The organism is Pseudomonas sp. S3E17 (assembly GCF_024168685.1).
Classification (GTDB): Bacteria; Pseudomonadota; Gammaproteobacteria; order Pseudomonadales; family Pseudomonadaceae; genus Aquipseudomonas; species Aquipseudomonas marginalis.
The window spans coordinates 49,914-74,120 of sequence record NZ_JALJWE010000001.1 but is presented as its reverse complement, the minus strand read 5'-3'; the positions used below and the strand labels follow the sequence as shown (position 1 = coordinate 74,120).

At 61.2% G+C, this 24,207-nt stretch carries 25 protein-coding genes; 11 read left to right on the top strand and 14 right to left on the bottom strand.

The features are described 5' to 3' along the window. Positions 1 to 84: 84 nt before the first annotated feature. The 3 genes from hemB to J3D60_RS00335 all read right to left on the bottom strand — a co-directional run bounded on the left by hemB (position 85) and on the right by J3D60_RS00335 (position 2,719). Entirely contained in the window at positions 85 to 1,059 is a 975-nt protein-coding gene (hemB, locus tag J3D60_RS00345) for a porphobilinogen synthase (RefSeq protein ID WP_253488613.1), read from the bottom strand. A gap of 118 nt (positions 1,060 to 1,177) precedes the next feature. Next, positions 1,178 to 2,017, bottom strand: coding sequence for a PhzF family phenazine biosynthesis protein (locus J3D60_RS00340; protein ID WP_146478359.1), 840 nt, complete (start codon positions 2,015 to 2,017; stop codon positions 1,178 to 1,180). A 3-nt stretch (positions 2,018 to 2,020) separates the two neighbouring features. Next, positions 2,021 to 2,719 (bottom strand): glutathione S-transferase N-terminal domain-containing protein, encoded by a 699-nt coding sequence (locus J3D60_RS00335; RefSeq protein ID WP_027603166.1) that lies wholly within the window; start codon positions 2,717 to 2,719, stop codon positions 2,021 to 2,023. Between the two features lie 253 nt (positions 2,720 to 2,972). On the opposite strand from J3D60_RS00335, the gene J3D60_RS00330 reads away from it, so the two are divergent. Together J3D60_RS00330 and J3D60_RS00325 are read left to right on the top strand one after the other, a co-directional pair. Then, positions 2,973 to 3,674 carry a histidine phosphatase family protein gene (locus tag J3D60_RS00330; protein ID WP_065939354.1) on the top strand — a complete coding sequence of 234 codons (702 nt, stop codon included), beginning with the start codon at positions 2,973 to 2,975 and terminating at the stop codon, positions 3,672 to 3,674. Positions 3,675 to 3,719: 45 nt separating this feature from the next. Beyond that, positions 3,720 to 4,775 (top strand): permease, encoded by a 1,056-nt coding sequence (locus tag J3D60_RS00325; RefSeq protein WP_027603164.1) that lies wholly within the window; start codon positions 3,720 to 3,722, stop codon positions 4,773 to 4,775. Here J3D60_RS00325 and mnmH read toward each other — a convergent pair. The 4 genes from mnmH to J3D60_RS00305 all read right to left on the bottom strand — a co-directional run bounded on the left by mnmH (position 4,765) and on the right by J3D60_RS00305 (position 8,024). Further along, positions 4,765 to 5,865 (bottom strand): tRNA 2-selenouridine(34) synthase MnmH, encoded by a 1,101-nt coding sequence (gene mnmH, locus J3D60_RS00320; RefSeq protein WP_065939356.1) that lies wholly within the window; start codon positions 5,863 to 5,865, stop codon positions 4,765 to 4,767. The genes J3D60_RS00325 and mnmH overlap by 11 nt on opposite strands. Then, positions 5,865 to 6,899, bottom strand: coding sequence for a selenide, water dikinase SelD (selD, locus tag J3D60_RS00315; protein WP_253488611.1), 1,035 nt, complete (start codon positions 6,897 to 6,899; stop codon positions 5,865 to 5,867). Before selD ends, mnmH begins: the two co-directional genes overlap by 1 nt. Before the next feature lie 94 nt (positions 6,900 to 6,993). Then, positions 6,994 to 7,743 carry a TerC family protein gene (locus tag J3D60_RS00310; protein WP_065926954.1) on the bottom strand — a complete coding sequence of 250 codons (750 nt, stop codon included), beginning with the start codon at positions 7,741 to 7,743 and terminating at the stop codon, positions 6,994 to 6,996. A 29-nt stretch (positions 7,744 to 7,772) separates the two neighbouring features. After that, a complete protein-coding gene (locus J3D60_RS00305) occupies positions 7,773 to 8,024 on the bottom strand; it encodes a hypothetical protein (RefSeq protein WP_027603160.1) in 252 nt (83 codons plus the stop codon). A gap of 134 nt (positions 8,025 to 8,158) precedes the next feature. On the opposite strand from J3D60_RS00305, the gene nhaR reads away from it, so the two are divergent. Beyond that, complete coding sequence (gene nhaR / locus J3D60_RS00300; RefSeq protein ID WP_065939403.1) at positions 8,159 to 9,061, top strand: transcriptional activator NhaR; 903 nt, start codon at positions 8,159 to 8,161, stop codon at positions 9,059 to 9,061. Between the two features lie 4 nt (positions 9,062 to 9,065). Here nhaR and J3D60_RS00295 read toward each other — a convergent pair whose 3' ends face one another. Next, the gene (locus J3D60_RS00295; RefSeq protein ID WP_253488609.1) at positions 9,066 to 10,223 is read right to left on the bottom strand and encodes an MFS transporter; all 1,158 of its coding nucleotides are present in this window, start codon (positions 10,221 to 10,223) and stop codon (positions 9,066 to 9,068) included. Between the two features lie 232 nt (positions 10,224 to 10,455). Between J3D60_RS00295 and sstT the strand changes: the two genes are divergently transcribed. From sstT to J3D60_RS00280, 3 genes are all read left to right on the top strand, one after another. Further along, on the top strand, positions 10,456 to 11,676 hold the full coding sequence (gene sstT / locus J3D60_RS00290) for a serine/threonine transporter SstT (protein WP_065939360.1): 1,221 nt from the start codon (positions 10,456 to 10,458) through the stop codon (positions 11,674 to 11,676). A gap of 167 nt (positions 11,677 to 11,843) precedes the next feature. Beyond that, the gene (locus J3D60_RS00285; RefSeq protein WP_065939361.1) at positions 11,844 to 13,577 is read left to right on the top strand and encodes a DEAD/DEAH box helicase; all 1,734 of its coding nucleotides are present in this window, start codon (positions 11,844 to 11,846) and stop codon (positions 13,575 to 13,577) included. Beyond that, entirely contained in the window at positions 13,574 to 15,565 is a 1,992-nt protein-coding gene (locus tag J3D60_RS00280; protein ID WP_253488607.1) for a 3'-5' exonuclease, read from the top strand. Before J3D60_RS00285 ends, J3D60_RS00280 begins: the two co-directional genes overlap by 4 nt. 57 nt (positions 15,566 to 15,622) lie before the next feature. On the opposite strand, the gene J3D60_RS00275 is transcribed toward J3D60_RS00280, so the two are convergent. Further along, on the bottom strand, positions 15,623 to 16,132 hold the full coding sequence (locus J3D60_RS00275) for a DUF1993 family protein (RefSeq protein ID WP_065939363.1): 510 nt from the start codon (positions 16,130 to 16,132) through the stop codon (positions 15,623 to 15,625). A gap of 173 nt (positions 16,133 to 16,305) precedes the next feature. Between J3D60_RS00275 and J3D60_RS00270 the strand changes: the two genes are divergently transcribed. Further along, a complete protein-coding gene (locus J3D60_RS00270; RefSeq protein WP_065926946.1) occupies positions 16,306 to 16,956 on the top strand; it encodes a YceH family protein in 651 nt (216 codons plus the stop codon). Between the two features lie 120 nt (positions 16,957 to 17,076). Here the strand turns inward: J3D60_RS00270 and J3D60_RS00265 are convergent, their stop codons facing one another. Then, positions 17,077 to 17,895, bottom strand: coding sequence for a shikimate 5-dehydrogenase (locus J3D60_RS00265; protein WP_065939364.1), 819 nt, complete (start codon positions 17,893 to 17,895; stop codon positions 17,077 to 17,079). Between the two features lie 156 nt (positions 17,896 to 18,051). Between J3D60_RS00265 and J3D60_RS00260 the strand changes: the two genes are divergently transcribed. The 3 genes from J3D60_RS00260 to J3D60_RS00250 all read left to right on the top strand — a co-directional run bounded on the left by J3D60_RS00260 (position 18,052) and on the right by J3D60_RS00250 (position 19,107). Then, entirely contained in the window at positions 18,052 to 18,405 is a 354-nt protein-coding gene (locus J3D60_RS00260) for a hypothetical protein (RefSeq protein WP_027603153.1), read from the top strand. Between the two features lie 233 nt (positions 18,406 to 18,638). Further along, complete coding sequence (locus J3D60_RS00255; RefSeq protein ID WP_027603152.1) at positions 18,639 to 18,833, top strand: hypothetical protein; 195 nt, start codon at positions 18,639 to 18,641, stop codon at positions 18,831 to 18,833. A gap of 91 nt (positions 18,834 to 18,924) precedes the next feature. Beyond that, on the top strand, positions 18,925 to 19,107 hold the full coding sequence (locus tag J3D60_RS00250) for a hypothetical protein (protein ID WP_027603151.1): 183 nt from the start codon (positions 18,925 to 18,927) through the stop codon (positions 19,105 to 19,107). A 3-nt stretch (positions 19,108 to 19,110) separates the two neighbouring features. Here J3D60_RS00250 and J3D60_RS00245 read toward each other — a convergent pair whose 3' ends face one another. Continuing rightward, positions 19,111 to 20,178 (bottom strand): AI-2E family transporter, encoded by a 1,068-nt coding sequence (locus tag J3D60_RS00245; RefSeq protein ID WP_027603150.1) that lies wholly within the window; start codon positions 20,176 to 20,178, stop codon positions 19,111 to 19,113. A gap of 161 nt (positions 20,179 to 20,339) precedes the next feature. Here J3D60_RS00245 and yegQ point away from each other — a divergent pair, with 161 nt between their 5' ends. Beyond that, positions 20,340 to 21,659 carry a tRNA 5-hydroxyuridine modification protein YegQ gene (gene yegQ / locus J3D60_RS00240; RefSeq protein WP_253488605.1) on the top strand — a complete coding sequence of 440 codons (1,320 nt, stop codon included), beginning with the start codon at positions 20,340 to 20,342 and terminating at the stop codon, positions 21,657 to 21,659. On the opposite strand, the gene J3D60_RS00235 is transcribed toward yegQ, so the two are convergent. The 3 genes from J3D60_RS00235 to J3D60_RS00225 are packed head-to-tail and all read right to left on the bottom strand — an operon-like array spanning position 21,656 to position 24,185. Next, positions 21,656 to 22,864 carry a pyridoxal phosphate-dependent aminotransferase gene (locus J3D60_RS00235; RefSeq protein WP_253488603.1) on the bottom strand — a complete coding sequence of 403 codons (1,209 nt, stop codon included), beginning with the start codon at positions 22,862 to 22,864 and terminating at the stop codon, positions 21,656 to 21,658. The two genes, yegQ and J3D60_RS00235, sit on opposite strands and share 4 nt — an antisense overlap. Then, positions 22,861 to 23,520 (bottom strand): RraA family protein, encoded by a 660-nt coding sequence (locus J3D60_RS00230; protein ID WP_027603147.1) that lies wholly within the window; start codon positions 23,518 to 23,520, stop codon positions 22,861 to 22,863. The genes J3D60_RS00235 and J3D60_RS00230 overlap by 4 nt, the downstream gene beginning before the upstream one ends. Then, positions 23,517 to 24,185: an RraA family protein gene (locus J3D60_RS00225; protein WP_253488601.1), complete on the bottom strand. Its 669-nt coding sequence runs from the start codon at positions 24,183 to 24,185 to the stop codon at positions 23,517 to 23,519. Before J3D60_RS00225 ends, J3D60_RS00230 begins: the two co-directional genes overlap by 4 nt. Positions 24,186 to 24,207: the final 22 nt, after the last annotated feature.

Genomic DNA, 24,207 nt, shown 5'->3' with positions numbered 1-24,207 from the left:
AATTTAATATGAGCAGATGCCTACCTGCTAGTGATCATACAAAACCTGTGGCGAGCGTTCGCTCACCACACGGTTTGTGCTGTTCTAAATCCCAGCCAACGCCAAGTCCATAGCAAAGTAAGTAAAGATCAAATCCGCCCCCGCACGCTTGATCGATCCCAACGTTTCCCGCACAACCCGAGCCTCATCGATCGCTCCCGCCTGGGCGCCGAACTTGATCATCGCGTATTCGCCGCTGACCTGGTACGCCGCCACTGGCAGGCGCGAGGCTTCGCGGATGTCGCGGATGATGTCGAGGTAGGCACCGGCCGGTTTGACCATCAGTGCGTCCGCGCCTTCCTGTTCGTCCAGCAGCGATTCGCGCACGGCTTCGCGGCGGTTCATCGGGTTCATCTGGTAGCTTTTGCGGTCGCCCTTGAGCGCGCTGCCGCCGGCTTCGCGGAAGGGGCCGTAGAGGGCCGAGGCGAATTTGGTGGAGTAGGCCATGATCGGGATGTGAGTGAAACCGGCTTCATCCAGCGCACGGCGGATGGCCTGGACCTGGCCGTCCATGGCGGCCGAGGGGGCGATCACGTCGGCCCCGGCGCGGGCAGCGGCAACGGCTTGCTTGCCGAGGTTGACCAGGGTCGCATCGTTGTCGACATGGGCACCGTGCATCACGCCGCAATGGCCGTGGTCGGTGTATTCGCAGAAGCACGTGTCGGACATTACGACCATGTCCGGCACCGCGTCCTTGATGATCGAGGACATCCGCGAGACCAGGCCGCGTTCCTTCCAGGTGTCGCTGCCGTTGGCGTCCAGATGATGGGACACGCCGAAGGTCATCACCGACTTGATACCGGCACGGGCATAGCGCTCGATCTCGGCAGCCAGCTTCTTTTCCGGGATGCGTTGCACGCCGGGCATGCTGGTGATCGGCACGAAGTCGTCGATTTCTTCTTCGACGAAAATCGGCAGCACCAGGTCGTTGAGGGTGAACTCGGTTTCCTGGAACAAGCCACGCAGCTCCGGGGAGCGGCGCAGGCGGCGTGGACGGGCTTGGGGGAACTGGCTGGTCATGGCTGTCCTGAAAAAGTGGCGGGAAATCTTTGGGGCGAAAGCTTATGCCCCAAGGCCCCGGCAGCACAAATGCCCAGGGGCCAACAGTGTATTGCGGGGGCCGTAATAATGTATTGATCTAGAGCTGTAGACGCCCTTCGATGCACACCGCAACGGCGCCGCCGACCCAGATTTCATCACCTTGACGTTCGACGCGAATCCGCCCCGCACGCCCCATGGCCGTGCCCTGGCTGACCACGTAGCACTCAGGTGCGAGTCCTTCGCTGAGCAGCCATTGCGCGACGCCGGCATTCAGGCTGCCGGTGGCCGGGTCTTCCTGGGCCCCGTCGCCTGCGACAAAGGCACGCACCTCAAACTGCGCGTCCACGTCGTCAGCCGGGTTGCAAGGAGCAATCACGCCGACGGCCAGCCCCAGCAGCTGCGAATAGTCCGGCTGCAAGGCCAGGACCTGATCACGGTCAGCCAGCATCACCGCGAGCCACCCCGCGCCATTGTCAACCCACTGGCTGCGCACAATGGCCCCCGGCGCCAGGCCCAATCCCAGGCGAACACGCTCCAGCAACGCGGAGTCCACGGCGCCGGCGCGCATCAACGGCGGTGCAATAAACGCCAGTTCATCGCCTTGACGACGAATACGCACCAGGCCGATTTCACACTCCTGGATAATCTCCTCGCCTTGGGGTACCCCACCCGCCTTGAGCCACGCATGGCAACTGCCCAGCGTCGGGTGCCCGGCGAATGGCAGCTCCTGCAAGGTGGTAAAGATCCTTACCCGGTAGTCCGCCCGAGCATCGCGTGGTGTCAGCAAAAACGTGGTTTCACTGAGGTTTGTCCATTTGGCGAAGTCAGCCATCTGTTGGTCGCTGAGGCTGTCGGCGCCCAGCACGACGGCCAGCGGATTGCCCTTGAGCGACACGCTGCTGAATACATCCAGTTGTTTGAAATCGAAAGTCGGCATGTGTCAGCTCGGAATATTCAGGCCACGGATGACCGCCGGCCGGGCGACAAAGCCGTCCAGCGCGCGCAGTACGTTAGGGAAGTCGGCAATGCCGACCAGATCGCCCGACTCATAGAAACCGATCAGGTTGCGAATCCAGGGGAAGGTGGCGATGTCGGCGATGCTGTAGTCGTCGCCCATGATCCAGGTGCGGCCGAGCAGGCGTTTTTCCAGCACCTCCAGCAGGCGACGGGATTCGGCGGCGTAACGGTCGCGGGGGCGCTTGTCTTCGTAGTCCTTACCGGCGAACTTATTGAAGAAGCCCAGTTGGCCAAACATCGGACCGATGCCCCCCATCTGGAACATCAGCCATTGAATCGTTTCATAACGTGTCGCCGGATCTTCGGAAAGCAACTGGCTGGATTTTTCCGCCAGGTAGATCAGGATTGCGCCTGACTCGAACAGCGCCAACGGCTGGCCCGCCGGGCCGTCGGGGTCGATGATCGCGGGGATTTTGTTGTTGGGATTCAGGGACAGGAACTCGGGGGAAAACTGGTCCTGGGTCTCGAAACTGACCTTGTGCGCCTCATAAGGCAGGCCCAGCTCTTCGAGCATGATCGAGACTTTTACCCCGTTGGGCGTGGGCAACGAGTACAGTTGCAGGCGCTCCGGATGCCGGGCGGGCCATTTGCTGTTGATCGGGAACGCGGCGATCGGGTTCATCGGGAAACTCCCTGGCGGAAAGCCCCCATGATAATCATCTGTCCCACGTCCTGCATGGGTCATCAATGCGCAACATCAGCGGGCTATTATCCCCCGTGGGCGAACCAATACGCCCGCGTGCACTCTTAAGTGCGCTCAAACGGTGAATGGAGGCACCTCGCTATACCGACACGGAACACCCGCAGGACGCCCCAGGCGTCATTGGGGCCAGGCTTGTCCGCCTTAACGTGACGCACGAAGACTCGAACCCATAATGACGATCAAGCCTCTGCGCCTTGTGCAACGACTGAAACACTACGCCTACATCCTGTTGCCCCTTTTGCTGGTGAGCGGCGCCATGGTTGCCGCCCTCGACGCCCGGGAAAGCCGTGCCCAACCGGTGGACGGCGTGCAAACCCTGGTGTTCCTGCGCCACGCCGAGAAACCGGCCGGCGGCCTGGGCCAACTCAATTGCCAGGGGTTGAACCGAGCAATGAACCTGGCCACCCTGCTGCCGGAAAAATTCGGCAAGGCCAACTTCGTGTTTGCCGCCAACCCGACGCGAAATGTCGAGGAAGGTGAGCTGGACAACTCCTACAGCTATATTCGCCCGTTGATGACCATCAGCCCCAGCGCCATCAAGTTGGGCCTGCCGGTGAACATCAAGTTCTCGGCCAACGACACCAGCGACCTGGCCGACGAGCTGGTGGAAGACAAATACCACAATGCCACCATCTACACCGCGTGGTCCCACGGCTACCTGCCGGAGCTGATCAACAAGGTGGCCAGTGAGGCCTCCGGCGAAAAACACACGATTACCGACGACTGGTCCGGCAGCGACTACGACACGCTGTACGTACTGACGCTGACCTGGCACAACGGCAAAGCCTCCCTGCTCAGCCGCAACTACAAGCAGGGCCTGAACGACGGTGAAGAAACCTGCCCGCAGCCAACACAGGTGAGTGCCGATAGCTGAGGGCGTATGATGCACCGCTATTGACTCATCTGCGGACCCTCCCCCATGCCCAACCTCGCCTCCACCCAGCCCGTCCGGGGCTGGTCGTTCTGGTGGAAACCTGCCCTGTTCCTACTGGTAGCCTGTGTCGGCCTCTACTACGTGAAGTGGTCGCCCTACTACTTCAAAGCGTTTGTTGCCGCTGACAACCACAGCATCGGCGCCTCGATCCTCAACGATCAACAAAGTTCGCCATTGGCGGCAGCGCTGGCCTACGCCCAGGTGTATTTCCTGGCGATCTGGAAGGCTGCCGTACTGGCGGTGATCCTCGGCTCATTGCTGCAAGTGCTGATCCCCCGCGACTGGTTGCTGCGCCTGTTTGGTCGTGCCGGCCTCGGCTCGACCTTGCGCGGCGGGCTGTTTGCCTTGCCGGGGATGATGTGCAGTTGCTGCGCGGCGCCCGTCGCGGCAGGTATGCGCCGCCAGCAGGTGTCGGTGGGCGCGGCACTGGCCTTCTGGATTGCCAACCCGGTGCTGAACCCGGCCACGCTGGTGTTCATGGGCTTTGTGCTGGGCTGGGGCTTTACCGCCTTGCGGCTGGTGGCGGGCATTGTGCTGGTGGTCGGCGTGTCACTGGTGGCACAACGCATCGCACGGCCGGACCAGGTGCCGGAAGTTGCCTTGGACGCGGTGGCCGAGGCCAGCCAGGTCGAAGCACAACCCTTCTTCAGTCGCTGGCTGCGTACCCTGTGGCAGCTGTTCTGGAGCACGATACCGATCTATATCCTGGCGGTGCTGGTGCTCGGTGCCGCACGGGTGTGGCTGTTCCCCCACGTGGACGGCGCCATGGCCAACAGCCTGGTGTGGCTGGTGCCCCTGGCGATTGTCGGCACGCTGTTTGTGATTCCTACAGCGGCAGAGATCCCCATCGTACAAACCATGATGACCCTGGGCATGGGCACCGGCCCGGCCGTGGCCTTGCTGATGACCCTGCCCAGCGTGAGCCTGCCGTCGCTGTTGATGCTGCGCAAGGATTTCGATGCGCGGGTACTGGTGACGGTGGCCGGGCTGACCATGCTGGTGGGCGTGGTGTGCGGGTTGATCGGCGCGCTTATCCTCTGAGGGCGCGCTCGCGCAGATAGGCCGTGACTGCGCCCTGCTCTCCCGCAAACTCGATGCGTGCGCCTTTGCTTTCACGCTGGAAGGCGTACATCGGGTCGTAATACTCGCGCAACAGCCCTTCAATCCAGGCGCGATGCAGGTCCACGGCGCCGCTGCGCAGCTGTTCCGCCAGGGCATCCTGCATGATCGCCTGTAACCGCTGGAAACGCTCGCCGCCCAGGCGCTTGTGGATATTGGCCAGGCCCTGGGTCAGGCGTTCGGCAAACAACGCCTGGCCCTGTTCACCAAACACCGCGATAAATTCTGCACAAAGGTCAATCACGTAATCGCGCAGGATGCGCTCGACACGGCCTTCGACGCTGTCTTCCAGCCACACCATCGGAAAGGTCTGCATGCCCTTGTGCAACGGCAACGGCAGCGCGCAGCTGCCGATCATGCGGCTTTCATCCTCGACCACGAACTGCTCGATACCGCCCGCGCGTTTTTTCAGCAGGTCCACCGCCAGGCGGTTTTCGAAGTCGATAGTGGAGGGTTGCGCCGTGGCGCGTTTGCCGAAGCTGGAACCGCGGTGGTTGGCATGGCCTTCCAGGTCCAGGGCGTTGCGCAACTGGCCCAGCACCTCGGTCTTGCCGGTGCCGGTCATGCCGCCCAGCAACACGAAATCACATTGAGCTGCCGCCTGGTCAAGGGTATCCAGCAGGAAGGTCCGCATGGCCTTGTAGCCACCGCCGACCCGCGGGTACTCGATGCCGGCTTCGGTCTTCAACCATTGCTGCACGATCTGCGAACGCAGCCCGCCCCGGAAGCAATACAAGTAACCATCAGGATTGGCCTGGGCAAACCGTGCCCATTGTTCGATACGCTCAGCCTTGATCGCCCCCGACACCAACTCATGCCCCAGCACAATCGCGGCTTGCTGGCCCTGCTGCTTGTAGCAGGTGCCGACGCGTTGACGCTCGTCATCGGTCATCAGCGGCAGGTTGATCACGCCGGGGAACGCGCCCTTGGCGAACTCGACCGGCGCGCGGGTGTCCATCATCGGCCGGTCGTTGAGGAAAATGTCGCGGTAATCGGTGATGTCAGTTGCCATCAAACCACCTCTACCGCGTGGGTCTGTCGCTCAACCAATTGGCCGATCGGCTCAAGGCTCAAGCCCAATTCAGCCGCCGTCGCGCGGAACTCGGCGTCGCCTTCAGGGGTGACCGCGATCAGCAGGCCGCCGCTGGTCTGCGGGTCGCACAGCACGCGTTTGTGCAATTCCTGCAGGCGCCCGACCTTGCTCGAGTAGCTGTCGAAGTTGCGCAAGGTGCCACCCGGCAAGCAACCCTGGTCCAGGTAGTCCTCGATCCCGGGCAGACGTGGGACTTTGTCGTATTCGATGCGTGCGGTCACGGCGCTACCGTCCGCCATCTCCACCAAATGGCCCAACAGACCGAAACCGGTGACATCCGTCATTGCCGTCACACCGGCCAGCTTGCCGAAACGGCTGCCGGGTTTGTTGAGGGTGCACATCCAGTCACGGGCCAGGCCGATATCCGCCTCACGCAACTTGCCCTTCTTTTCGGCGGTGGTGAGGATGCCGATGCCCAACGGTTTGGTCAGATACAGACGGCAGCCCACGGTGGCGGTGTCGTTGCGCTTCATATGGCGCTTTTGCACGATGCCGGTGACGGCCAGGCCGAAGATCGGCTCGGGCGCGTCAATGGAGTGCCCGCCCGCCAACGGAATGCCGGCTTCGTCGCACACCGAGCGGCCACCACGGATCACTTCACGGGCGATCTCCGGCGCCAGCACGTTCACCGGCCAGCCAAGAATGGCGATGGCCATCAACGGGTCGCCGCCCATGGCGTAGATGTCACTGATGGCATTGGTGGCAGCGATGCGGCCGAAATCGAAGGGATCATCGACAATCGGCATGAAAAAGTCAGTGGTGGAGACCACGCCGCGCTCATCGTCGATGGCATACACCGCCGCGTCGTCGCGGGAGGCGTTGCCCACCCACAGGTTCGGGTCGAGGTTCTGCGCACCGCTGCCCGCCAGGATCACTTCCAGCACCTGGGGCGAAATCTTGCAGCCACAACCCGCGCCGTGGCTGTACTGGGTAAGGCGAATCGGCTCGTTCATGGTGGACCTCAAGCTATCAAGTGGGCGGATTCTAACAGACAGCAAAAGGCCGGCTGGGCTCTTGTGAGCACAGCCGGCCTTTGGGGTTGCAGCGTTACTGCCGGGCAGCGAGCAGACGCTTGTGACGGTTGCGCCGAGCGATGTTCAGGCACTCGATGGCCGCCGAGAAGGCCATGGCCGCGTAGACGTAGCCTTTAGGCACATGGGCGCCGAAGCCTTCGGCGATCAGCGTCATGCCGATCATGATCAAGAAGCCCAGGGCCAGCATCACCACGGTCGGGTTGTCGTTGATGAACTTGGCCAACGGCTCGGCCGCCACCAGCATCACGATCACCGAGGTCACCACGGCGATGATCATGATCGGCAAGTGCTCGGTCATGCCCACTGCGGTAATGATGCTGTCGATGGAAAACACCAGGTCAAGCAACAGGATCTGCCCGATGGCCGCAGCAAAGCCGATGGCTACGACATTACCGGTACTGGTCTTCTCTTCAGGCTCCGGGTCCATGCTGTGATGGATCTCGGTAGTGGCCTTCCAGACCAGGAACAGGCCACCGGCGATCAGGATCATGTCCTTCCACGAGAACGCCTGGCCGAGCACTTCGAACACCGGCGTAGTCAATTGCACGATAAACGCAATGGTGCTCAACAGGCCCAGGCGCAACACCAGCGCCATGCTGATACCGATGCGCCGCGCCTTGGCCCGATGCTTCTCGGGCAATTTGTTGGTGAGGATCGAGATAAAGATCAGGTTATCGATGCCCAGCACGATTTCCATCACGATCAAGGTGGCCAGGGCAATCCAGGCGGTGGGGCTGGCGGCCAGTTGTAAAAGGTAATCCATAGGTCAGTCCTGACGTTGTGCTGGGGAGATTAGGTTTCTTTGGTGTTCGATTCAGACTCGTTTTCTTCCTGATCATCCTTTTTTTGTGGATTGATCAGGCCGTTTGTCGCTTCACTCAATGCCTGCTCGGCCGCTTTCTGGGTGTCATCGATGGCTTGCTTGGCCGACTCGGTGGCTTTGCCCATGACCTGTTGCGCGCTTTTTTCGACCTGATCGCAACCGCTGATCATCACCAATGAAAGCGCAAGCAACGATGCCGCGCCCAGGGAATTGAGTTTCATCATGTCTTCCTCGTTAGAACCATTGGGTCCAAATAGTGGCCCCGCGATAGCGAGGCATTCTATGCAGGCAAACAGTTCAGGAAAATTCGTATTTTTCTCGCGTATACTTCGGTTTTTACGAAGTGACGATCATCGTGCTCAATTACCGACAGTTGCATTACTTCTGGGTAGTAGCCAAGACCGGCAGCATCGTGCGCGCCTGCGAGCAGCTGAACCTCACGCCCCAGACCATCAGCGGGCAGATCAGCCTGCTGGAGCAAACCTACGGGATTGCGCTGTTTCAGCGGGTAGGCCGCCAGCTTGAACTCACCGAAGCCGGGCGCCAGGCCCTGCCCTATGCCGAACAGATGTTCCAGACCGGCAATGAACTGGAGGCGATGCTGCGCGCGCAGCCCAATGAGCAACAGATCCTGTTTCGGGTCGGTGTGGCGGATGTGGTGCCCAAGTCCATCGTGTACCGGCTGATCGCACCGACCATGGAATTGAGCGAGCCGCTGCGCATTACCTGCCGGGAAGACAAACTCGAACGTTTACTGGCCGACCTGGCGATCCAGCGCCTGGACCTGGTGATCTCCGACAGCCCCATGCCCTCGCACCTGGACATCAAGGGCTACAGCCAGAAACTGGGGGAATGTGGCATCAGTTTTTTCGCCACCCAGGCATTGGCTGACAGGTACGCCGGTGACTTCCCACAGTGCCTGCACGGCGCGCCCCTGTTGATCCCCGGCGCGGAAACCGTAGTACGCAGCCGTTTGCAGCGCTGGTTTGCCGAGCAGCAGATCCTGCCCAGGATCATCGGCGAGTTCGATGACAGCGCCTTGATGCAGGCCTTTGGCCAATCCGGCAGCGGGATCTTTATCGCGCCCAGCGTGATCGCCGATGAGGTGGTGCGCCAGTACGGGGTAGCGTTGATTGGCCAGACCGATGCCGTCACCGAGTCGTTCTACGCGATCTCGGTGGAACGCAAAGTCAAGCACCCCGGCATCGTGGCGATTACCGAAGGTGCACGGCGAGAGTTGTTTACCGCCCTGCCCTGAGCGTTCAGGCGTTGGACGCGACCGGCGGCCTGGCGGTCATCAGCCACAGCGCCAGCAGGATCGACACCAGGATAAACCCGGAAGCGGCAAAACCCAGGCTGCCGAGGCCGAGGGTGTCGATCACATGCCCGCCGACCATGGCCCCCAGGCCAATGCCCAGGTTGGCCCCGGCGATATTCAACGACGCCGCAAACGCCGGCGCATGAGGTGCAGCCTTCATCAACCGCACATGGCTGACCAGGAACAGCGCCGCCTGGGTCACGCCCCACACCGCCATCGCCGCCGCCAGGCCGACCGTGGAATGGATCGCCGGTACCAGCGCGACCATGCCGGCGATCATGAAACCGCAGAACACCATGGAAGCGATCAGCGGGTGACGATCCACCGCACGCCCGCCCAGGGAGTTGCCGATCAGCCCCACTGCGCCAAAGCCCATCAGGCACCAGCCCACCAGCGTGCCGTCGAAACCGGCCAGGCGCTCAAGGATATCCGCCAGGTAGGTATACGCCGTGAACATGCCGCTGAATACCAGGACCGACAACAGGATATGGCCTTGCATCAGCGGGTTGCGCAGGATCTTGAACTGCGAGCGCAACGACACCTGGTCGTTCTTCGGCTGGGTCACCGGCAGGTAGATAAACAGCAGCAAGGCCTTGGCCAGTGCGACCACGGCGAGGATCGCAAACGCGGCGCGCCAGCCGAACATATCGGAAATCAGCGTGCCCACTGGAATCCCGAACACCGTGGCGCAGACGATGCCGAAGCCGATCTTCTCGATGGCGCGCCCGGCGTATTCGGGGCCGACAATATCCACCGCGGTTTCACTGGCCAGGGCCCAGAACACCGGCAGGCCCAGGGCCGGGATCAAGCGCGCCAACGCCATCACCCAGATGTTCGGCGCCAATGCGGCCACGGTATTGGCCACGCCGAACAGGAGCAGGATGCTGATAAACAGACGCTTGCGTGGGAAACGGGCGCAGTACGCCGTCAGAAACGGACCAAAGGCCGCCACGGTAAACGCAAACAAGGTCACCAGCAGGCCGGCCTGGGACACGCTGACGTTGAGGTCCCGGGCAATGGACGGCAACAGGCCGACGATAACGAATTCTGTGGTCAGCACGGTAAAACCGGCGGCCGACAGCAGCAGGATGGGAAACAGCATGAAAACTCCAGAAACGGCGACATCAACGACAGCCCGAAGGGCCCGCTGACGGAGAGGAAAGGTGAGAGGGGAGAATCTTAACAGAGTATGTCCGGCTTTTGCGAAGCCCCGGTGACCCAATGCCGCAGCGGCCGGGACAGGTCCAGCGGCATGCTAGACTTCGCGACCTGCTTCCTACAGACCTTTCTGCCTGCATTGCCGCGCCCTTAAAAAAACTAGAGACAACCTTTATATGACTGCTGCCCCTTCCCTTTTCCAACGCCTGGCCCGCATCAGCCTGGTCACGCAAATCGTCATCGGCTTGATCGCCGGCATCCTGCTGGCCCTTCTCTTGCCGGAGGCGGCCAAGGCCACCGGGTTTATCGGCAAGGTATTTGTTGCCGCGCTCAAGGCCGTGGCGCCGATCCTGGTGTTTGTACTGGTGATGGCGTCGATCGCCAACCATAAACACGGCCAGGAAACCCATATCAAGCCGATCCTGTTCCTGTACCTGCTGGGCACCTTTGCCGCCGCCGTGGTGGCGGTGATTGCCAGCATGTGGTTTCCCTCATCGCTGGTGCTCGCTACCCATGACGCCACCGTGAGCGCTCCCGGCGGCATCGGCGAGGTCTTGCAAAGCCTGCTGTTGAGCGTGGTGGACAACCCCATCAGCGCACTGATGAACGCCAACTTCATCGGCATCCTGGCCTGGGCCATCGGCATGGGCATTGCCATTCGCCATGCCGGCGAAACCACCCGCACGGTGCTCGACGACCTGTCCAACGGCGTGACCCTGATCGTGCGCGTGGTGATCCGCTTCGCCCCGCTGGGTATCTTCGGCCTGGTAGCTTCGACACTCGCCACTTCGGGCTTCGGCGCCCTGCTCGGCTACGCCCACCTGCTGGTGGTGCTGATCGGCTGCATGCTGTTCGTGGCACTGGTGGTAAACCCGGCCATCGTGTTCTGGAAACTGCGCCGCAACCCGTTCCCGTTGGTGCTGATGTGCCTGCGCGAAAGCGGCATCACCGCGTTTTTCACCCGCAGTTCGGCGGCGAATATCCCGGTGAACCTGGCCTTGAGCAAACGCCTGGGCCTGCATGAAGACACCTACTCGGTGTCGATTCCACTGGGCGCTACGATCAACATGGCCGGCGCTGCGATCACCATCACCGTGTTGACCCTGGCGGCCGTGCACACCTTAGGCATTGCCGTGGACCTGCCGACCGCCGTGCTGCTCAGCGTGGTCGCGGCGATCTGTGCCTGCGGTGCGTCGGGTGTAGCCGGCGGCTCGCTGCTGCTGATTCCCCTGGCATGCAGCCTGTTCGGTATCCCCAGCGAAATCGCCATGCAGGTGGTGGCCGTAGGCTTCATCATCGGTGTGCTGCAGGATTCGGCGGAAACCGCGCTCAATTCGTCCACCGATGTGTTGTTTACCGCGGCCGCGTGCCTGGGCAAGGAAACTCAGCCGGTTTAAAACCGCCAACGTAAAAAAGCCCGGCGCCGTTCTTCAATGAAGAACGGCGCCGGGCTTTTTGGTAATGGCTCATTGGGCTTTCCGTGCCACGTGTTGGCTCGCAACCACGACAAACATTATGTAACACTGCCAACAGATGCCTCGGTCGATAAGGATTGTTCACCGCCATGCTCGGACAGCACCCTCTGATTCAAAAACTGTACGACTTCGTATACGCCGAACAGGCCGCCAACTGGCAAAAACTTCAAGAGGTATGGGAACGTCCCTTGAAGGACAAGTTGCTGCAGGGCTGGACACAGGGCTTCGTTCGACTCGAACGAGGCGATACAGCCAAATTACTGTGGGCCTACCTCGACGACAACGAATCGCGCTTTCGTGCAGGTGACTTGCTGCGTCTGCATCTGGGCGATGCCCAAGGCCCGCTGCTATGCCAGGCCATGAAGTTCGAAAAGGAAGAGGACGATCGCTGGCTTCTCAGTTCGGATCAGGCAATGCTCATCTGGGAGAGCTATCAGCAAGGTGTTTGCTACGCGGACCCTGATGGCATGGACCTGACGCCGAAATACCTTCAAACCTTGCAGGATATTGAGAGCGACGTACACGGTAACAACGCGATTCTTCCTTTGCTCGGCGATGCTCCCAATATCGGCTTCCATGACGCGGACCTCGAATACGCCGAGCAGATCGCGCTCAAAGAGGGCTGCAACCAGAAACAAGCCGAGGCCGTGGGTTTTGCCTTCGGTGCTGAACAGGTCGCCTGCATTCAAGGTCCACCCGGTACCGGCAAGACCAGAGCCCTGGCCCTGATCGCTCAGTTGCTGGTCGAGCGCGGCGAACGGGTGTTCGTCACTTCGCATACACACATGGCCATCAACAACGCCTTGAGTAAGATTGCTGCGCGCGATGTGCCGACCGTCAAGGTCGGTGGCCGCCGGGAAGACCTCGACAAACACGTGGATTGGGCAGCCGAACCGGCCAGATGGGAAGGGATGCCAGAGGCAGGTCAAGGTTATGTGATTGGCGCCACGCCTTTTGCAACGTGTTCCTCGTTGTCCAATTACAATTTCGACACGGTGATCTTCGACGAGGCCAGTCAGATCACCGTACCTCTCGCCCTGATGGCGATGCGCAAGGGCAAACGCTTTATTTTCATCGGCGACCAGAAACAACTTCCCCCCGTACTGCTTTCTCGCTCGGTTCTGTCAAAAGAATCCATGTCTGTGTTCGCCCGCCTGACGGCTCAGGATGCCGATCACACGGTAATGCTTGAAGAAACCTACCGGATGAATCGCTGGCTGACCCAGTGGCCCAGCCAAATGTATTACGGCGGGCGATTACGCGCCGCCGGGCGAAACAGGGACCGTCTCCTGTCGCCTATTCATCAGGTAGATGTCAGCGAAGCGCTTGACCCGCAAACCTGCGCGGTGTTCATCCCGACGCAGGACGCAAAAGCGCGGAACCGCAACCCGGCAGACGCCAGATGCGTCGTCCAGTTGTGCCGGCAAGCGCACGACATGGGGCTGCCACTCCATGAAATCGGGATCGTGACGCCCTACCGTGCTCAGGGTCGAGCCATTCGCAAGGCGCTGGCCAAACAGTTCGGCAGCGAGGCCGCCAGTACAATCGTCGCGGATACCGTCGAGCGTATGCAGGGTCAGGAGCGGGAGTTGGTGATCCTGTCCCTGTGCAGTGGCGACGAAGCGTTTATCAGTGCAATCGGGACATTTTTCTTTCAGCCTGAGCGCCTCAACGTTTCCATCACACGCGCGATGACCAAGCTGATCATCATCGGGCCGGAGCTGCAGCACGGGATCATCTGTTCCAGCGAAGCCGCACAGGCCTGGGCTGAGCAATACCGCCAGTTGATCAGCCAATGCCATAAGGTAAATGTCCCGCTATGACTCTTTTCATACCTGAATGGCAGCGCAGCAGCGGCTCCCAGCAACAGTGCAAGCGGGTACTCAAGAAGCTTGAGGATGACTACGTCGTCCGCAAATGCCTGACCCAAGACAGCTGGGCACCGGATTTTTTCCTGCAGCGCGGTGAGCTTGAGTGGCTGGCGCTGATGGTGTGCGAGTTGCCGTACGATACGCTGGACCCGGACCAGCTGTTTTTGACCGCAGAGCAGACAGCATTCAGCCAGATGCTGGAGAAACTGGGAACATTCGAAACCCAGGCCGGTATCCCGGCCATGCGCAAGATGGTGGTGATGTGGGGCTGTGACTCCGAGCAAAGTAAAATCCTCTGGTCACGGCATTGCGAAGGTCGGGGAATCTGGCTGATGTCGAAGAAGACGTTCCTTGAGTCCGGTGCAGAACAACTGCCCAAGCTGCTCAAGGCACTGTCTTCGGAAACCCGGCAGACCCTTATGGGCCGTTACTTTTCCGAGGCCGAAATAGCCGGGCTCCGCTCAACACGCCGTCAGTTTTCGCGCGACAACAGTGCCCGCACGCTGCGCTACTTTCTGGACCCTCAGCAAGAGTGGGCCAGCAAGCTCGACCTGGACCTTCCGGATGAGCAAACGGAAATGGCGGGGGATTTTTCCGTGCGGCTGATCAATGGTGTAGCGGGCAGCGGCAAAACGCTTATTGCTGCCAGTCGCGCCTATATCCTGGCCAGGAAATTCCCTGACCAGCAGGTTCTCATGCTGATTCACAACGTTCCTGTCGTGAAAGATCTGAAACACCGCCTGCAGCGCGTCTATGGGGAAATCCCCAAGAACCTCACCATCATGACGGCGCTGGGCTGGATCTCAAGGCAATGGAGGGCGCTGTTTAAAGAAACACTGAAGATGCCTAAGTTCACTACCGAAGCCATAGGCCTTATTCAGCATTTTCGCGACACGGAATACCGGGAACTGAAACCGGACAATAACCAGTTACTTGATGAGTTCAACTTTATAAACGACAACGTCGTCATCGACGAGCCTGATTATCTCAAGGCAGAACGTGCAGGCCAGGGCTTTGCGCTGCGCAAAGAGGAGCGACAACAGGTCTGGGCGCTGTACGAACGGGTGACCAAAGCCCTGTTCAATCAGCATGGGCTGCGTTTATGGAGCTCTCTGCCCCGTGATCTGTGCCTGGCCAATCGCCCAGACACGCTGGAAGCCTATCAGCACATTCTGGTGGACGAGGCGCAGTTCTTCGCACCGTCGTGGTTCCAACTGATCAAACTCACCCTGGAAAAAACCGAGGGGACGCTGTTTTTATGCGCTGATCCGAATCAGGGCTTTCTGAAGAGCCGCCTTAGCTGGAAACGAGTCGGCCTGGATGTGGCGGGCAAGACCAAAAAGCTGCGCAAATCGTATCGCACCACCCAGGCCATACTAAGCGCTGCCAGCCAGATGCTGGCCGATATTACACAGACCGATCCGGACGAGTATCTGCAACCAGACTTCGACGGTATGGAAGCAGGTACACCGCCGCTGTTTGTTCTGTCGCCCTCTCCACAGGATGCCGTTGTCCAGGCCTGCAATGAAATTGGAGCGCATCGGAACAGCTATGAATTACCGTTGTCGGCAATGTTGCTGCTGTATGGCAAGGGCATAGACAAAGCGTTGTTAATGAAAACCCTGAAGAAGAGTTTCGGCACCGAGCGAATCTGGGACATGAATGATCCAGACGTCGTACCCGGTCATGATGAAACGCTGCGAATCGCGACGGTTGAAAGTGCAACCGGACTGGAAGCCAACGTAGTGTTTCTGGTTGGGCTGGAAAAATTGCTCAGGATTATCGAGCAGAAGGCTGGCATCACGGCGGACGAGCTGGAACAGAATGCTCGCAAGCTGTATATGGCGATGACTCGCGCAGGCCAACGGCTTGTGCTGATCTCGTCTACCCCGCTGCCGGAGAAAATTGCGGGGGTGTTTGTCCACACCGGGATGGAATAAAAAACGCCCAGGGTCATTCGGCGAAGAACGGCTCCGGGCGTTTTCCGATGCCTGGGCTTAGAAAGCGCCCATGTAGTCACGCTTGCCCACTTCCACACCGTTGTGACGCAGCAATGCGTATGCGGTGGTGACGTGGAAGAAGAACTGCGGCAGGCCGTAGGTCAGCAGGTAGGACTGGCCGCTGAAGCGCTTCTCTTTCGGCGTGCCTGGGCGGGTAATGATCTCGATGCCTTCCTTGCCGTCGACTTGCTCGGGCTTGATGGTGTCGACAAACGCCAGCACCTTGGCGATCAGCGCTTGCAGATCGGCGAAGGTGACTTCGGTATCTTCGTATTTCGGTACTTCGATCTCAGCCAGGCGTGCGGAAACGCCCTTGGCGAAGTCGACGGCGATCTGCACCTGGCGCACCAGTTGGAACATGTCCGGGAACAGGCGTGCTTGCAGCAAGGCGTTGGGTTCGATGTTCCTGGCGGTGGCGTGGGCTTCGGCTTTGTTCAGCACATCGCTCAGGGCGGTGAGCATTTGCTTGAAGACGGGGATGGAGGCGGCGTACAGGGAAATAGTCATGGCAGTCTCATGGGTAGTGGCAGGGTTGGAACCAGCGGCGATTATAGACACGCCAGGCGCTTGTCTTTTATTTTTTCCGGCTTAGGCTAGGCGGGGGCGTTTTCAATTAGTTTCCTCGCCGCGCTGGGGAAACTAATTGAGAGCGCACCCATTCACTGCATAGGGAAAGCGCGATGACCGCCGAGCACGACACCGACACCCCTGAGCCGCGCCTGAACAGCACGGAAATTCGCGTCCTGGGTTGCCTGATCGAAAAGCAGGCCACCAACCCGGAAACCTATCCCCTGACCCTCAACGCCCTGGTCCTGGCCTGCAACCAGAAGACCAGCCGCGAGCCGGTGATGAACCTGAGCCAGGGCCAGGTTGGCCAGAGTCTGCGTGCGCTGGAAGGCCAAGGCTTCACGCGCCTGGTGATGGGCAGCCGCGCCGACCGGTGGGAGCATCGCGTGGATAAGGCGCTGGAACTGGTACCGGCCCAGGTGATCCTGACCGGGCTGCTGTTCTTGCGTGGGCCGCAGACGGTCAACGAACTGCTGACCCGCAGCGGGCGCATGCATGACTTCGAGGATGCCGAGCAGGTGGTGCACCAGCTGGAGCGCCTGATTGCCCGCGGGCTGGCGCTGCTGGTGCCGCGCCAGGCAGGGCAGCGGGAAGATCGCTATACCCATGCGCTGGGGGATCCGGCGGACATCGAGGTGATTATCGCGGCGCGGGGAAGCCCGGTGGAGCGCTCTGCCGGCGCAGTCTCGCTGGATCGTATCGAAGAGCTTGAAGCACGAATTGCAGCTCTGGAAGAGCGATTGGCACAGCTGGAACAGGCATGACTCGGTAAAAATGTGGGAGGGGGCTTGCTCCCGATAGCGGTGTATCAGGCAATGAAAGTGTTGACTGACCCAGCGCTATCGGGAGCAAGCCCCCTCCCACATTTAGAGCAGCAGCGGCCTTCAGTTGCGGGCGAAGGCTACTGCTGCCTGGAACTGTTCATCCGTAGGCCGCACGCCGGTGTACAGAACGAATTGCTCCAACGCCTGGATCGCAATCACCTCCAACCCGGTGATCACCCGCTTGCCTTTGGCCCGCCCGCGCACGATCAGGGGTGTTTCGGCGGGGATCGCTACTACATCGAAGACAGTGTCCGCTGCATCCACGGCATCCGCGTCGAACGCCAGGGCATCCGCCTCGGCCCCGCCGGTCATGCCGATGGGGGTGACGTTGATCAGCATCTGCGGGCGCAAATCGCCCAGTTCAGCCTGCCACTCATACCCCAGGTTCTGCGCCAGCGCCCGGCCCGCCGCTTCGTTACGTGCCACGATCACACCATGGGCGTAACCGCCATCCCGCAAGGCGCTCGCCACGGCCTTGGCCATACCGCCGCTGCCACGCAGGGCGAAGGTCGAATCCTGCGGCACGGCGTGTGTCTTGAGCAATTGTTCGACGGCGATGTAGTCGGTGTTGTAGGCCTTGAGATGGCCATTGGTATTGACGATGGTATTCAGGGAGTCGATGGCTTGAACCGAATCGTCCAGTTCGTCCACTAAGGCAATGGCGGCCTCCTTGAAGGGCATGGACACCCCGCAACCCCGGATGCCCAACGCGCGGATACCACCTATCGCGCCGGGTAAATCCTGGCTGCTGAAGGCTTTATAGTAGAAGTTCAGCCCCAGCTGTTCGTACAGGTGGTTATGAAAACGCAAGCCAAAATTCCCAGGGCGGGCCGACAGCGACATGCACAGTTGGGTGTCCTTGTTGGGGTGCATCTGCATGGATAACTCCTTTGAGTAAGCAAATCGGTACAGACCTTACACAACCTTTACCTAGCGGCCGTGCTGTTTTTCAGAAATACGTTGTCTTAAAAGTATCCCCGCGACATTACTTGAGTCTATTGATTGCAGACCACAAGCGCAGGGGCTAACCGAGGAATGACCATGATTCGTACAATCCCCAAGATCGCCTTGCTGGTAGGTGCACTCGCTATGGCAGGCCAAGCCTCCGCCCATGGTGGTGGATGGGGTGGCCCAGCCGTCTTGGGTGCCCTGGTCGGCGCCGCCGTAGTGGGCTCCGTGGTGGCCAGCCAGCCCCGTGAGGTCTATGTGCAGCAGCCGGTCTACGTGCAACCGCAGCCGGTGTATGCCGCGCCGCCGCCCGTCTACTACGCACCACCGCCGCCGGTGTACGTGCAGCAGGAGGTCTATTACCGCCCTGCGCCGGTCTACTACGGCCCACCGCGTGGCTACTATGGCCCGCCCCACGGTTATTACCGCCGCGGCTGGTAAGTCTCAACCGTCAGCTATGCAACAGGCCTCGCCCACCCGCGGGGCCTTTTCTTGTGGGTAACGTCCGGATTTATCCTGCCAAGGTCGCTCTGAGGACAATGGCCAGGCTGCAATCCCACATGCTTAAGGTCGAAAGTCTACTTGCCCGAACGGGGCTCACGCTGTCATGTTTGTGTCACGCCACACTCCCACTATCAATCCTGTCCACTCCATAACAACAAGGACGACTGACCATGCCCACACAAAATCCGCACCGCACCGCTGGCCTGTGTACGTCCAGCAAGGTCTACAGCGCGCTCACGGAGCTCAAGCACCTGGAAGGCCACCGCAGCGCCAAGTTCCTCGCGCTGCTGGCGGAAAACCTGGTGCACAAAGGCCTGCTTAATGAGCAGGAAGTGGTGAGCATGCTCGATCAAGTGGTCGACTGAGGCCTTTTGTTGATGTCGACTATCGAGCCGGATGATTTTTCCTGAGCGCCTGTGCCCCGTAAGGTGACCTCCATAGCGATTGGAGGTCCTTATGCCCACTGTTCAAATCATGTCCGTCATCGGCAGCGCCGTACCCGCCCCGCTTCGGGAACTGGGTTTGCTGGCCTGCTGGTATGTGGTGCGCGACGGCGAAGCCATCAGCGGCCCGCTGACGTCCCTGTCTGACGCCGAAAAACAACTGCAGCAAGCCTCGAACTTCCGCCTGCACGCCTGAGACTCAAGGCAACGGCAACTTAACCCGCGGCTTGCTCTCGACAAACAACGCCCAGCTGGACATGAACAGCGCCGCCACCAGCGGCCCGATCACGAACCCGTTGAGGCCGAATACCGACAGGCCGCCCAGGGTCGAGATCAGGATCAGGTAGTCCGGCATCTTGGTGTCCTTGCCCACCAGGATCGGGCGTAATACGTTGTCCACCAGGCCGATCACAAACACGCCGAACAGGCCCAGCACCACACCCTGCCAGATCGAACCGCTCAACAGGAAGTAGGCGGCCACCGGCCCCCACACAATGCCCGCGCCCACGGCCGGCAGCAGTGACAGAAACGCCATCAGCACCGCCCAGAGCAACGCACTGGGAATGTCCAGGAACCAGAAAATCAAACCACCCAGCGCCCCCTGGGTCACGGCCACCAGTACGTTGCCCTTGACCGTGGCGCGCACCACCCGATTGAACTTGAGCTGCAACCGACGCTTCTGCGGCTCGGCCAGCGGCACCGCCGTGCGGACCTTGCGCACCAGTTCCGGGCCGTCGCGCAGCAGGAAGAACAGCAGGTACAGCATGATGAAAAAACTCACCAGGAAATCAAACGTGCCCTGACCGAAGCTGAACGCCTGGGTCGCAAAGAACTGGCTGCCCTGCATGGCGCTCTTGACGATCTTCTCGCGCAGCCCTTCCAGGTTGCCCATGCCGAAGCGGTCCAGCAGGTGCTGGAAGTACGGCGGCAGGAAGTTCTTGAACTGCTCGATATAGCCGGCCACGTCCAGCTTGCCGCTCTCGACGTTTTTGTAGAGCGTGGCGCCCTCTTGCACCAGCAATGCGCTGGTAATGATCACCGGCAGGATCGCGATCACCAGGCACACCATCAAGGTGGCCAGGGACGTCAGGTTGCGGTTCCAGCCGAAGCGCTGCTGCAGGCGACGCTGCATCGGCGCAAAGATGATGCCGAGGATCACCGCCCAGAACACTGCACCGTAGAACGGCAGCAATATCCAGATAAAGGCGACGGTCACCAGGGCCAGCAGTAGCAGCAGGGTCTTGAATTGCAGGTTGGTTTGATTCATGTCCGATCCATGTCAGAAAAGCAGGCCGCGCGTGTACGTCCAGCTGCTTAGTCCACCGCAAATCCCGGGAGTGCCATCTTTGTTGCGGTAAGCGTAGACCCAGATCAATAAAGCCCGGCACATGTTGGGCTACCCTCGCGGCCTTTTGCGATCCGATCCCCATGCCTCTCGTCCTTGCCCCCGAACTGCTCGCCCCCGCCGGCACCCTGAAAAACATGCGCTACGCCTTCGCCTACGGCGCCGATGCGGTCTACGCCGGCCAGCCGCGCTACAGCCTGCGGGTGCGCAACAACGAGTTCGACCACGCCAACCTGGCGCTCGGCATTCAGGAAGCCCACGCGCTGGGCAAGCGGTTCTACGTGGTGGTAAACATCGCGCCACACAATGCCAAGCTCAAGACCTTCCTCAAGGACCTCGCCCCGGTGATCGCCATGGGCCCGGATGCGCTGATCATGTCCGACCCGGGCCTGATCATGCTGGTGCGCCGGCACTTCCCGATGATGCCGATCCATCTGTCGGTGCAGGCCAATACGGTGAACTGGGCCAGCGTGGAGTTCTGGCAGCAGCAAGGGATTTGCCGGGTGATCCTGTCGCGGGAGCTGTCCCTGGAAGAAATCGGCGAGATTCGCCAGCAGGTGCCGGCCATGGAGCTGGAAGTGTTCGTCCACGGTGCCTTGTGCATGGCCTATTCCGGGCGCTGCCTGCTCTCGGGCTACATGAACAAACGTGACGCCAACCAGGGTACCTGCACCAATGCCTGCCGCTGGAAATACCAGGCCACCCCGGCGATGGAAAACGCCACGGGCGATATAGTCCAGGTGTATCAACCGGAACCCACACTGGGGATCGGCGCGCCCACCGACCAGGTGTTCCTGCTGCAGGAAGCCAACCGCCCCGACGAGCAGATGCCCGCCTTCGAGGATGAACACGGCACCTACATCATGAACGCCAAGGACCTGCGCGCCGTGCAGCATGTGGAGCGCCTGACCCACATGGGCGTGCATTCGCTGAAGATCGAAGGCCGCACCAAATCGCATTTCTACTGCGCCCGCACGACCCAGGTGTACCGCCAGGCAATCGATGATGCCGTGGCCGGCCGTGCGTTTGACCGCAACCTGATGACCGACCTGGAATCCCTGGCCCAACGCGGCTACACCGAAGGTTTCCTGCGCCGCCACGTGCACGACGAATACCAGAATTACCAGAACGGCAGCTCAGTGTCCGAGCGCCAGCAGTTTGTCGGCGAATTGACCGGCGAGCGCCGCGGCGAACTGGCCGAGGTCAAGGTGAAGAACCGCTTTGCCGTGGGTCATCACCTGGAACTGATGACCCCCGCCGGCAACTTCCACTTTGACCTGGCCAGCCTGCACAACGCCAAGGGTGAAGCCATCGATGTGGCGCCGGGGGATGGGCACACGGTGTATGTGCCCCTGCCGGCCGAGATGGACCTGCGCTTCGGTTTGCTGATGCGCGACGTCTAACGGGTCGCAGCACAGAACCGGTGGATCGCCTCGCAGGCCTGGCGCAACGAGGCATCGTCCAACGCGTAGGCGATACGCAGGTACGGCGCCAGCCCGAACGCACTGCCGGGCACCACGGCCACGTGGGCTTCGTCGAGCAAGGCATCGGCCACGTCTTCGTCGGTGTGCAGCCGCTTGCCGGCGCGCGTGGTGCGGCCCAGCAGACCGGCGCAGGACGCAAAGGCATAGAACGCACCGTCCGGGTTCATACATTCCAGCCCCGGGCTGGCGTTCAGCAAGGCCACTACCAGGTCACGGCGCTGCTCGAATACCGCCCGTGACTGCTGGATAAAGTCCTGCGGGCCGGTCAATGCAGCAATCGCGGCCTGCTGGGAAATCGCACTGGCCCCCGACGTCTGCTGGCCCTGGAGTTTTTCCATGGCGGCCAGCAACCAGCGCGGGCCGGTGGCGAAGCCGATGCGCCAGCCGGTCATGGCGTAAGCCTTGGACACGCCATTCATGGTCAGCACCCGTGGCGCCAGGCGCGGCTCGACGTGCGCCAGGGTGTGGAAGGTTTGCCCGCCGAACAGCAAGTGCTCGTAGATATCGTCCGCCAGCACCAGCACATGGGGATGTTTCAACAGCACCTGCGCCAGGGCCTGCAACTCCAGCCGGCTGTAGACGGCGCCGGTCGGGTTGGACGGTGAGTTGAGGATCAGCCAGCGCGTGCGGGGGGTGATCGCCTGCTCCAGCGCCGCCGCGGTCAGCTTGAACCCCTGCTGGGCGGCGCACGGCAAAATCCTTGCGGTACCGCCGCACAGTTCGACCATTTCCGGGTAGCTGACCCAATACGGCGCGGGCACGATCACCTCGTCGCCTGCATTCAAGGTGGCGGCCAGGGCGTTGTAGATCACATGCTTGCCGCCGTTGCTGACCAGGGTGTCCTGCCAGGTGACGTCCAAGCCGTTTTCGCGACGGAACTTCTGCGCCACCGCTTCACGCAATGCACGCACTCCGGCGACCTGGGTGTAACGCGTATGGCCGTTACGGATCGCATCGATACCTGCCTGGCGGATGTGTTCCGGGGTGTCGAAATCCGGCTCCCCGGCACACAACGAGATGAGGCTTGCGCCCTCGGCGCGGCGTGCGGCCACGCGGTCGATGATACGGTAGGTGGCAGACGGTCGGGCCTGGGCCAGGCGCATGTTCAGGCGTTCAATGGTCATGCGTCCTTCCTCTGCAAGGTGTGATAGCCCAGGGACTCACGCGCCTGCCTGAGTGTCCTGCCGGCCTCGATCTGCGCGCGGATCCGGGCTTCCACCGCCTCGATCTGCCGGGCCGTACGCGCGACCTCCTCGGCACGGGCACGCGGCACCACCAGTACGCCATTGGCGTCGGCCACCACGATATCCCTTGCACACACACGCGCGCCGCTGATCGCCACCGGCTGGTTCACCGCCAGCACTTCCACACGGTCCTTGCCGGTGCGCATATAGCGGCCCTTGGTGAACAACGGATAGCCGTCGCCGAGGGCTTTGCTGACATCCCGGCACACCCCGTCGATCACCGTAGCGGCAATGCCCCGGCTGCCTGCGTACTGGGTCATGATGTCGCCCCACACCGTGCAATCGCTGCGCCCGGCGTTGGCGATAACCACCACATCCCCCGGCAGCACGTCTTCGATAAAGTCACCGACCGAGCCCGGCGGCATGCTCGCCGGGACGTATTGCACGGTAAACGCCGGGCCCACCACGGTGCCCCGGTAGTTATCCAGCGGTGCGATGCCCAGACATTGGCCGGCAATCCCGAGTTTATCCATGGCATCCGACACACCCGGTGTATCGAGCCCGGCAAACAGGGCGACAAGGTGTTGATCGTTCATCGGGCAGGCTCCACGCGGATGGCTTCGAAGTGGCTGTCGTGCATCACATCGGCCACCGAACGGCCGCTGCGCACGGCCTCGACCATGCCGGCTTCACGGGCGGCGATGCGCTCACCCAGGTCCAACACCTGCTCGATAACGGAAGTGGGGATGAACACCGTGCCGCAGCGGTCGGCAATCACGAAGTCGTCCTCCGACACGTTCACACCGCCCACGCTGACAGTGACGCCGGAATCGACCTGCACCACCCGATTGCGCGCGCTGATCATGGTGACCCCACGGCCATAGACCGGGTAGCCGATGGACGCACTGCCGTCGATATCGCGACTGCAACCGTCGATCACCGAGCCACGAATGCACCTGGCCACGGCGGCATTGGCGATGATGTCGCCCCAGCAGGAGATACCCTCCAGCCCACCGGCGATCACCAGCACACGGTCGTCGGTGGTGATCGCGTCGATCACCGGGGAAATCAGGTGCACGGCGGGCGCGGCGTCAGTCTTGGGCGCCAGCTTGACCGTGCTGGCCCGGCCCACCACCTTGGGGCAGTCCCACAACGGGCGGATGCCCACCACCGCCCCCGGCAGTTGCAGGAAATCCAGTGCGTCGGAGACCGTATTGGTGTCGAGTTCAGCCAGGCGCTGAAGCGGGTCGGGAAGTGGCATGAGGTGAGCCCCTGTGGTGAGT

What these genes read in the sequence shown, in the direction of transcription:
- hemB (WP_253488613.1), bottom strand. Translation starts at nt 1,059, where the DNA reads ATGACCAGCCAGTTCCCCCAAGCCCGTCCACGCCGCCTGCGCCGCTCC.
- J3D60_RS00340 (WP_146478359.1), bottom strand. Translation starts at nt 2,017, where the DNA reads ATGCCGACTTTCGATTTCAAACAACTGGATGTATTCAGCAGCGTGTCG.
- J3D60_RS00335 (WP_027603166.1), bottom strand. Translation starts at nt 2,719, where the DNA reads ATGAACCCGATCGCCGCGTTCCCGATCAACAGCAAATGGCCCGCCCGG.
- J3D60_RS00330 (WP_065939354.1), top strand. Translation starts at nt 2,973, where the DNA reads ATGACGATCAAGCCTCTGCGCCTTGTGCAACGACTGAAACACTACGCC.
- J3D60_RS00325 (WP_027603164.1), top strand. Translation starts at nt 3,720, where the DNA reads ATGCCCAACCTCGCCTCCACCCAGCCCGTCCGGGGCTGGTCGTTCTGG.
- mnmH (WP_065939356.1), bottom strand. Translation starts at nt 5,865, where the DNA reads ATGGCAACTGACATCACCGATTACCGCGACATTTTCCTCAACGACCGG.
- selD (WP_253488611.1), bottom strand. Translation starts at nt 6,899, where the DNA reads ATGAACGAGCCGATTCGCCTTACCCAGTACAGCCACGGCGCGGGTTGT.
- J3D60_RS00310 (WP_065926954.1), bottom strand. Translation starts at nt 7,743, where the DNA reads ATGGATTACCTTTTACAACTGGCCGCCAGCCCCACCGCCTGGATTGCC.
- J3D60_RS00305 (WP_027603160.1), bottom strand. Translation starts at nt 8,024, where the DNA reads ATGAAACTCAATTCCCTGGGCGCGGCATCGTTGCTTGCGCTTTCATTG.
- J3D60_RS00295 (WP_253488609.1), bottom strand. Translation starts at nt 10,223, where the DNA reads ATGCTGTTTCCCATCCTGCTGCTGTCGGCCGCCGGTTTTACCGTGCTG.
- sstT (WP_065939360.1), top strand. Translation starts at nt 10,456, where the DNA reads ATGACTGCTGCCCCTTCCCTTTTCCAACGCCTGGCCCGCATCAGCCTG.
- J3D60_RS00285 (WP_065939361.1), top strand. Translation starts at nt 11,844, where the DNA reads ATGCTCGGACAGCACCCTCTGATTCAAAAACTGTACGACTTCGTATAC.
- J3D60_RS00280 (WP_253488607.1), top strand. Translation starts at nt 13,574, where the DNA reads ATGACTCTTTTCATACCTGAATGGCAGCGCAGCAGCGGCTCCCAGCAA.
- J3D60_RS00275 (WP_065939363.1), bottom strand. Translation starts at nt 16,132, where the DNA reads ATGACTATTTCCCTGTACGCCGCCTCCATCCCCGTCTTCAAGCAAATG.
- J3D60_RS00270 (WP_065926946.1), top strand. Translation starts at nt 16,306, where the DNA reads ATGACCGCCGAGCACGACACCGACACCCCTGAGCCGCGCCTGAACAGC.
- J3D60_RS00265 (WP_065939364.1), bottom strand. Translation starts at nt 17,895, where the DNA reads ATGCAGATGCACCCCAACAAGGACACCCAACTGTGCATGTCGCTGTCG.
- J3D60_RS00260 (WP_027603153.1), top strand. Translation starts at nt 18,052, where the DNA reads ATGACCATGATTCGTACAATCCCCAAGATCGCCTTGCTGGTAGGTGCA.
- J3D60_RS00255 (WP_027603152.1), top strand. Translation starts at nt 18,639, where the DNA reads ATGCCCACACAAAATCCGCACCGCACCGCTGGCCTGTGTACGTCCAGC.
- J3D60_RS00250 (WP_027603151.1), top strand. Translation starts at nt 18,925, where the DNA reads ATGCCCACTGTTCAAATCATGTCCGTCATCGGCAGCGCCGTACCCGCC.
- J3D60_RS00245 (WP_027603150.1), bottom strand. Translation starts at nt 20,178, where the DNA reads ATGAATCAAACCAACCTGCAATTCAAGACCCTGCTGCTACTGCTGGCC.
- yegQ (WP_253488605.1), top strand. Translation starts at nt 20,340, where the DNA reads ATGCCTCTCGTCCTTGCCCCCGAACTGCTCGCCCCCGCCGGCACCCTG.
- J3D60_RS00235 (WP_253488603.1), bottom strand. Translation starts at nt 22,864, where the DNA reads ATGACCATTGAACGCCTGAACATGCGCCTGGCCCAGGCCCGACCGTCT.
- J3D60_RS00230 (WP_027603147.1), bottom strand. Translation starts at nt 23,520, where the DNA reads ATGAACGATCAACACCTTGTCGCCCTGTTTGCCGGGCTCGATACACCG.
- J3D60_RS00225 (WP_253488601.1), bottom strand. Translation starts at nt 24,185, where the DNA reads ATGCCACTTCCCGACCCGCTTCAGCGCCTGGCTGAACTCGACACCAAT.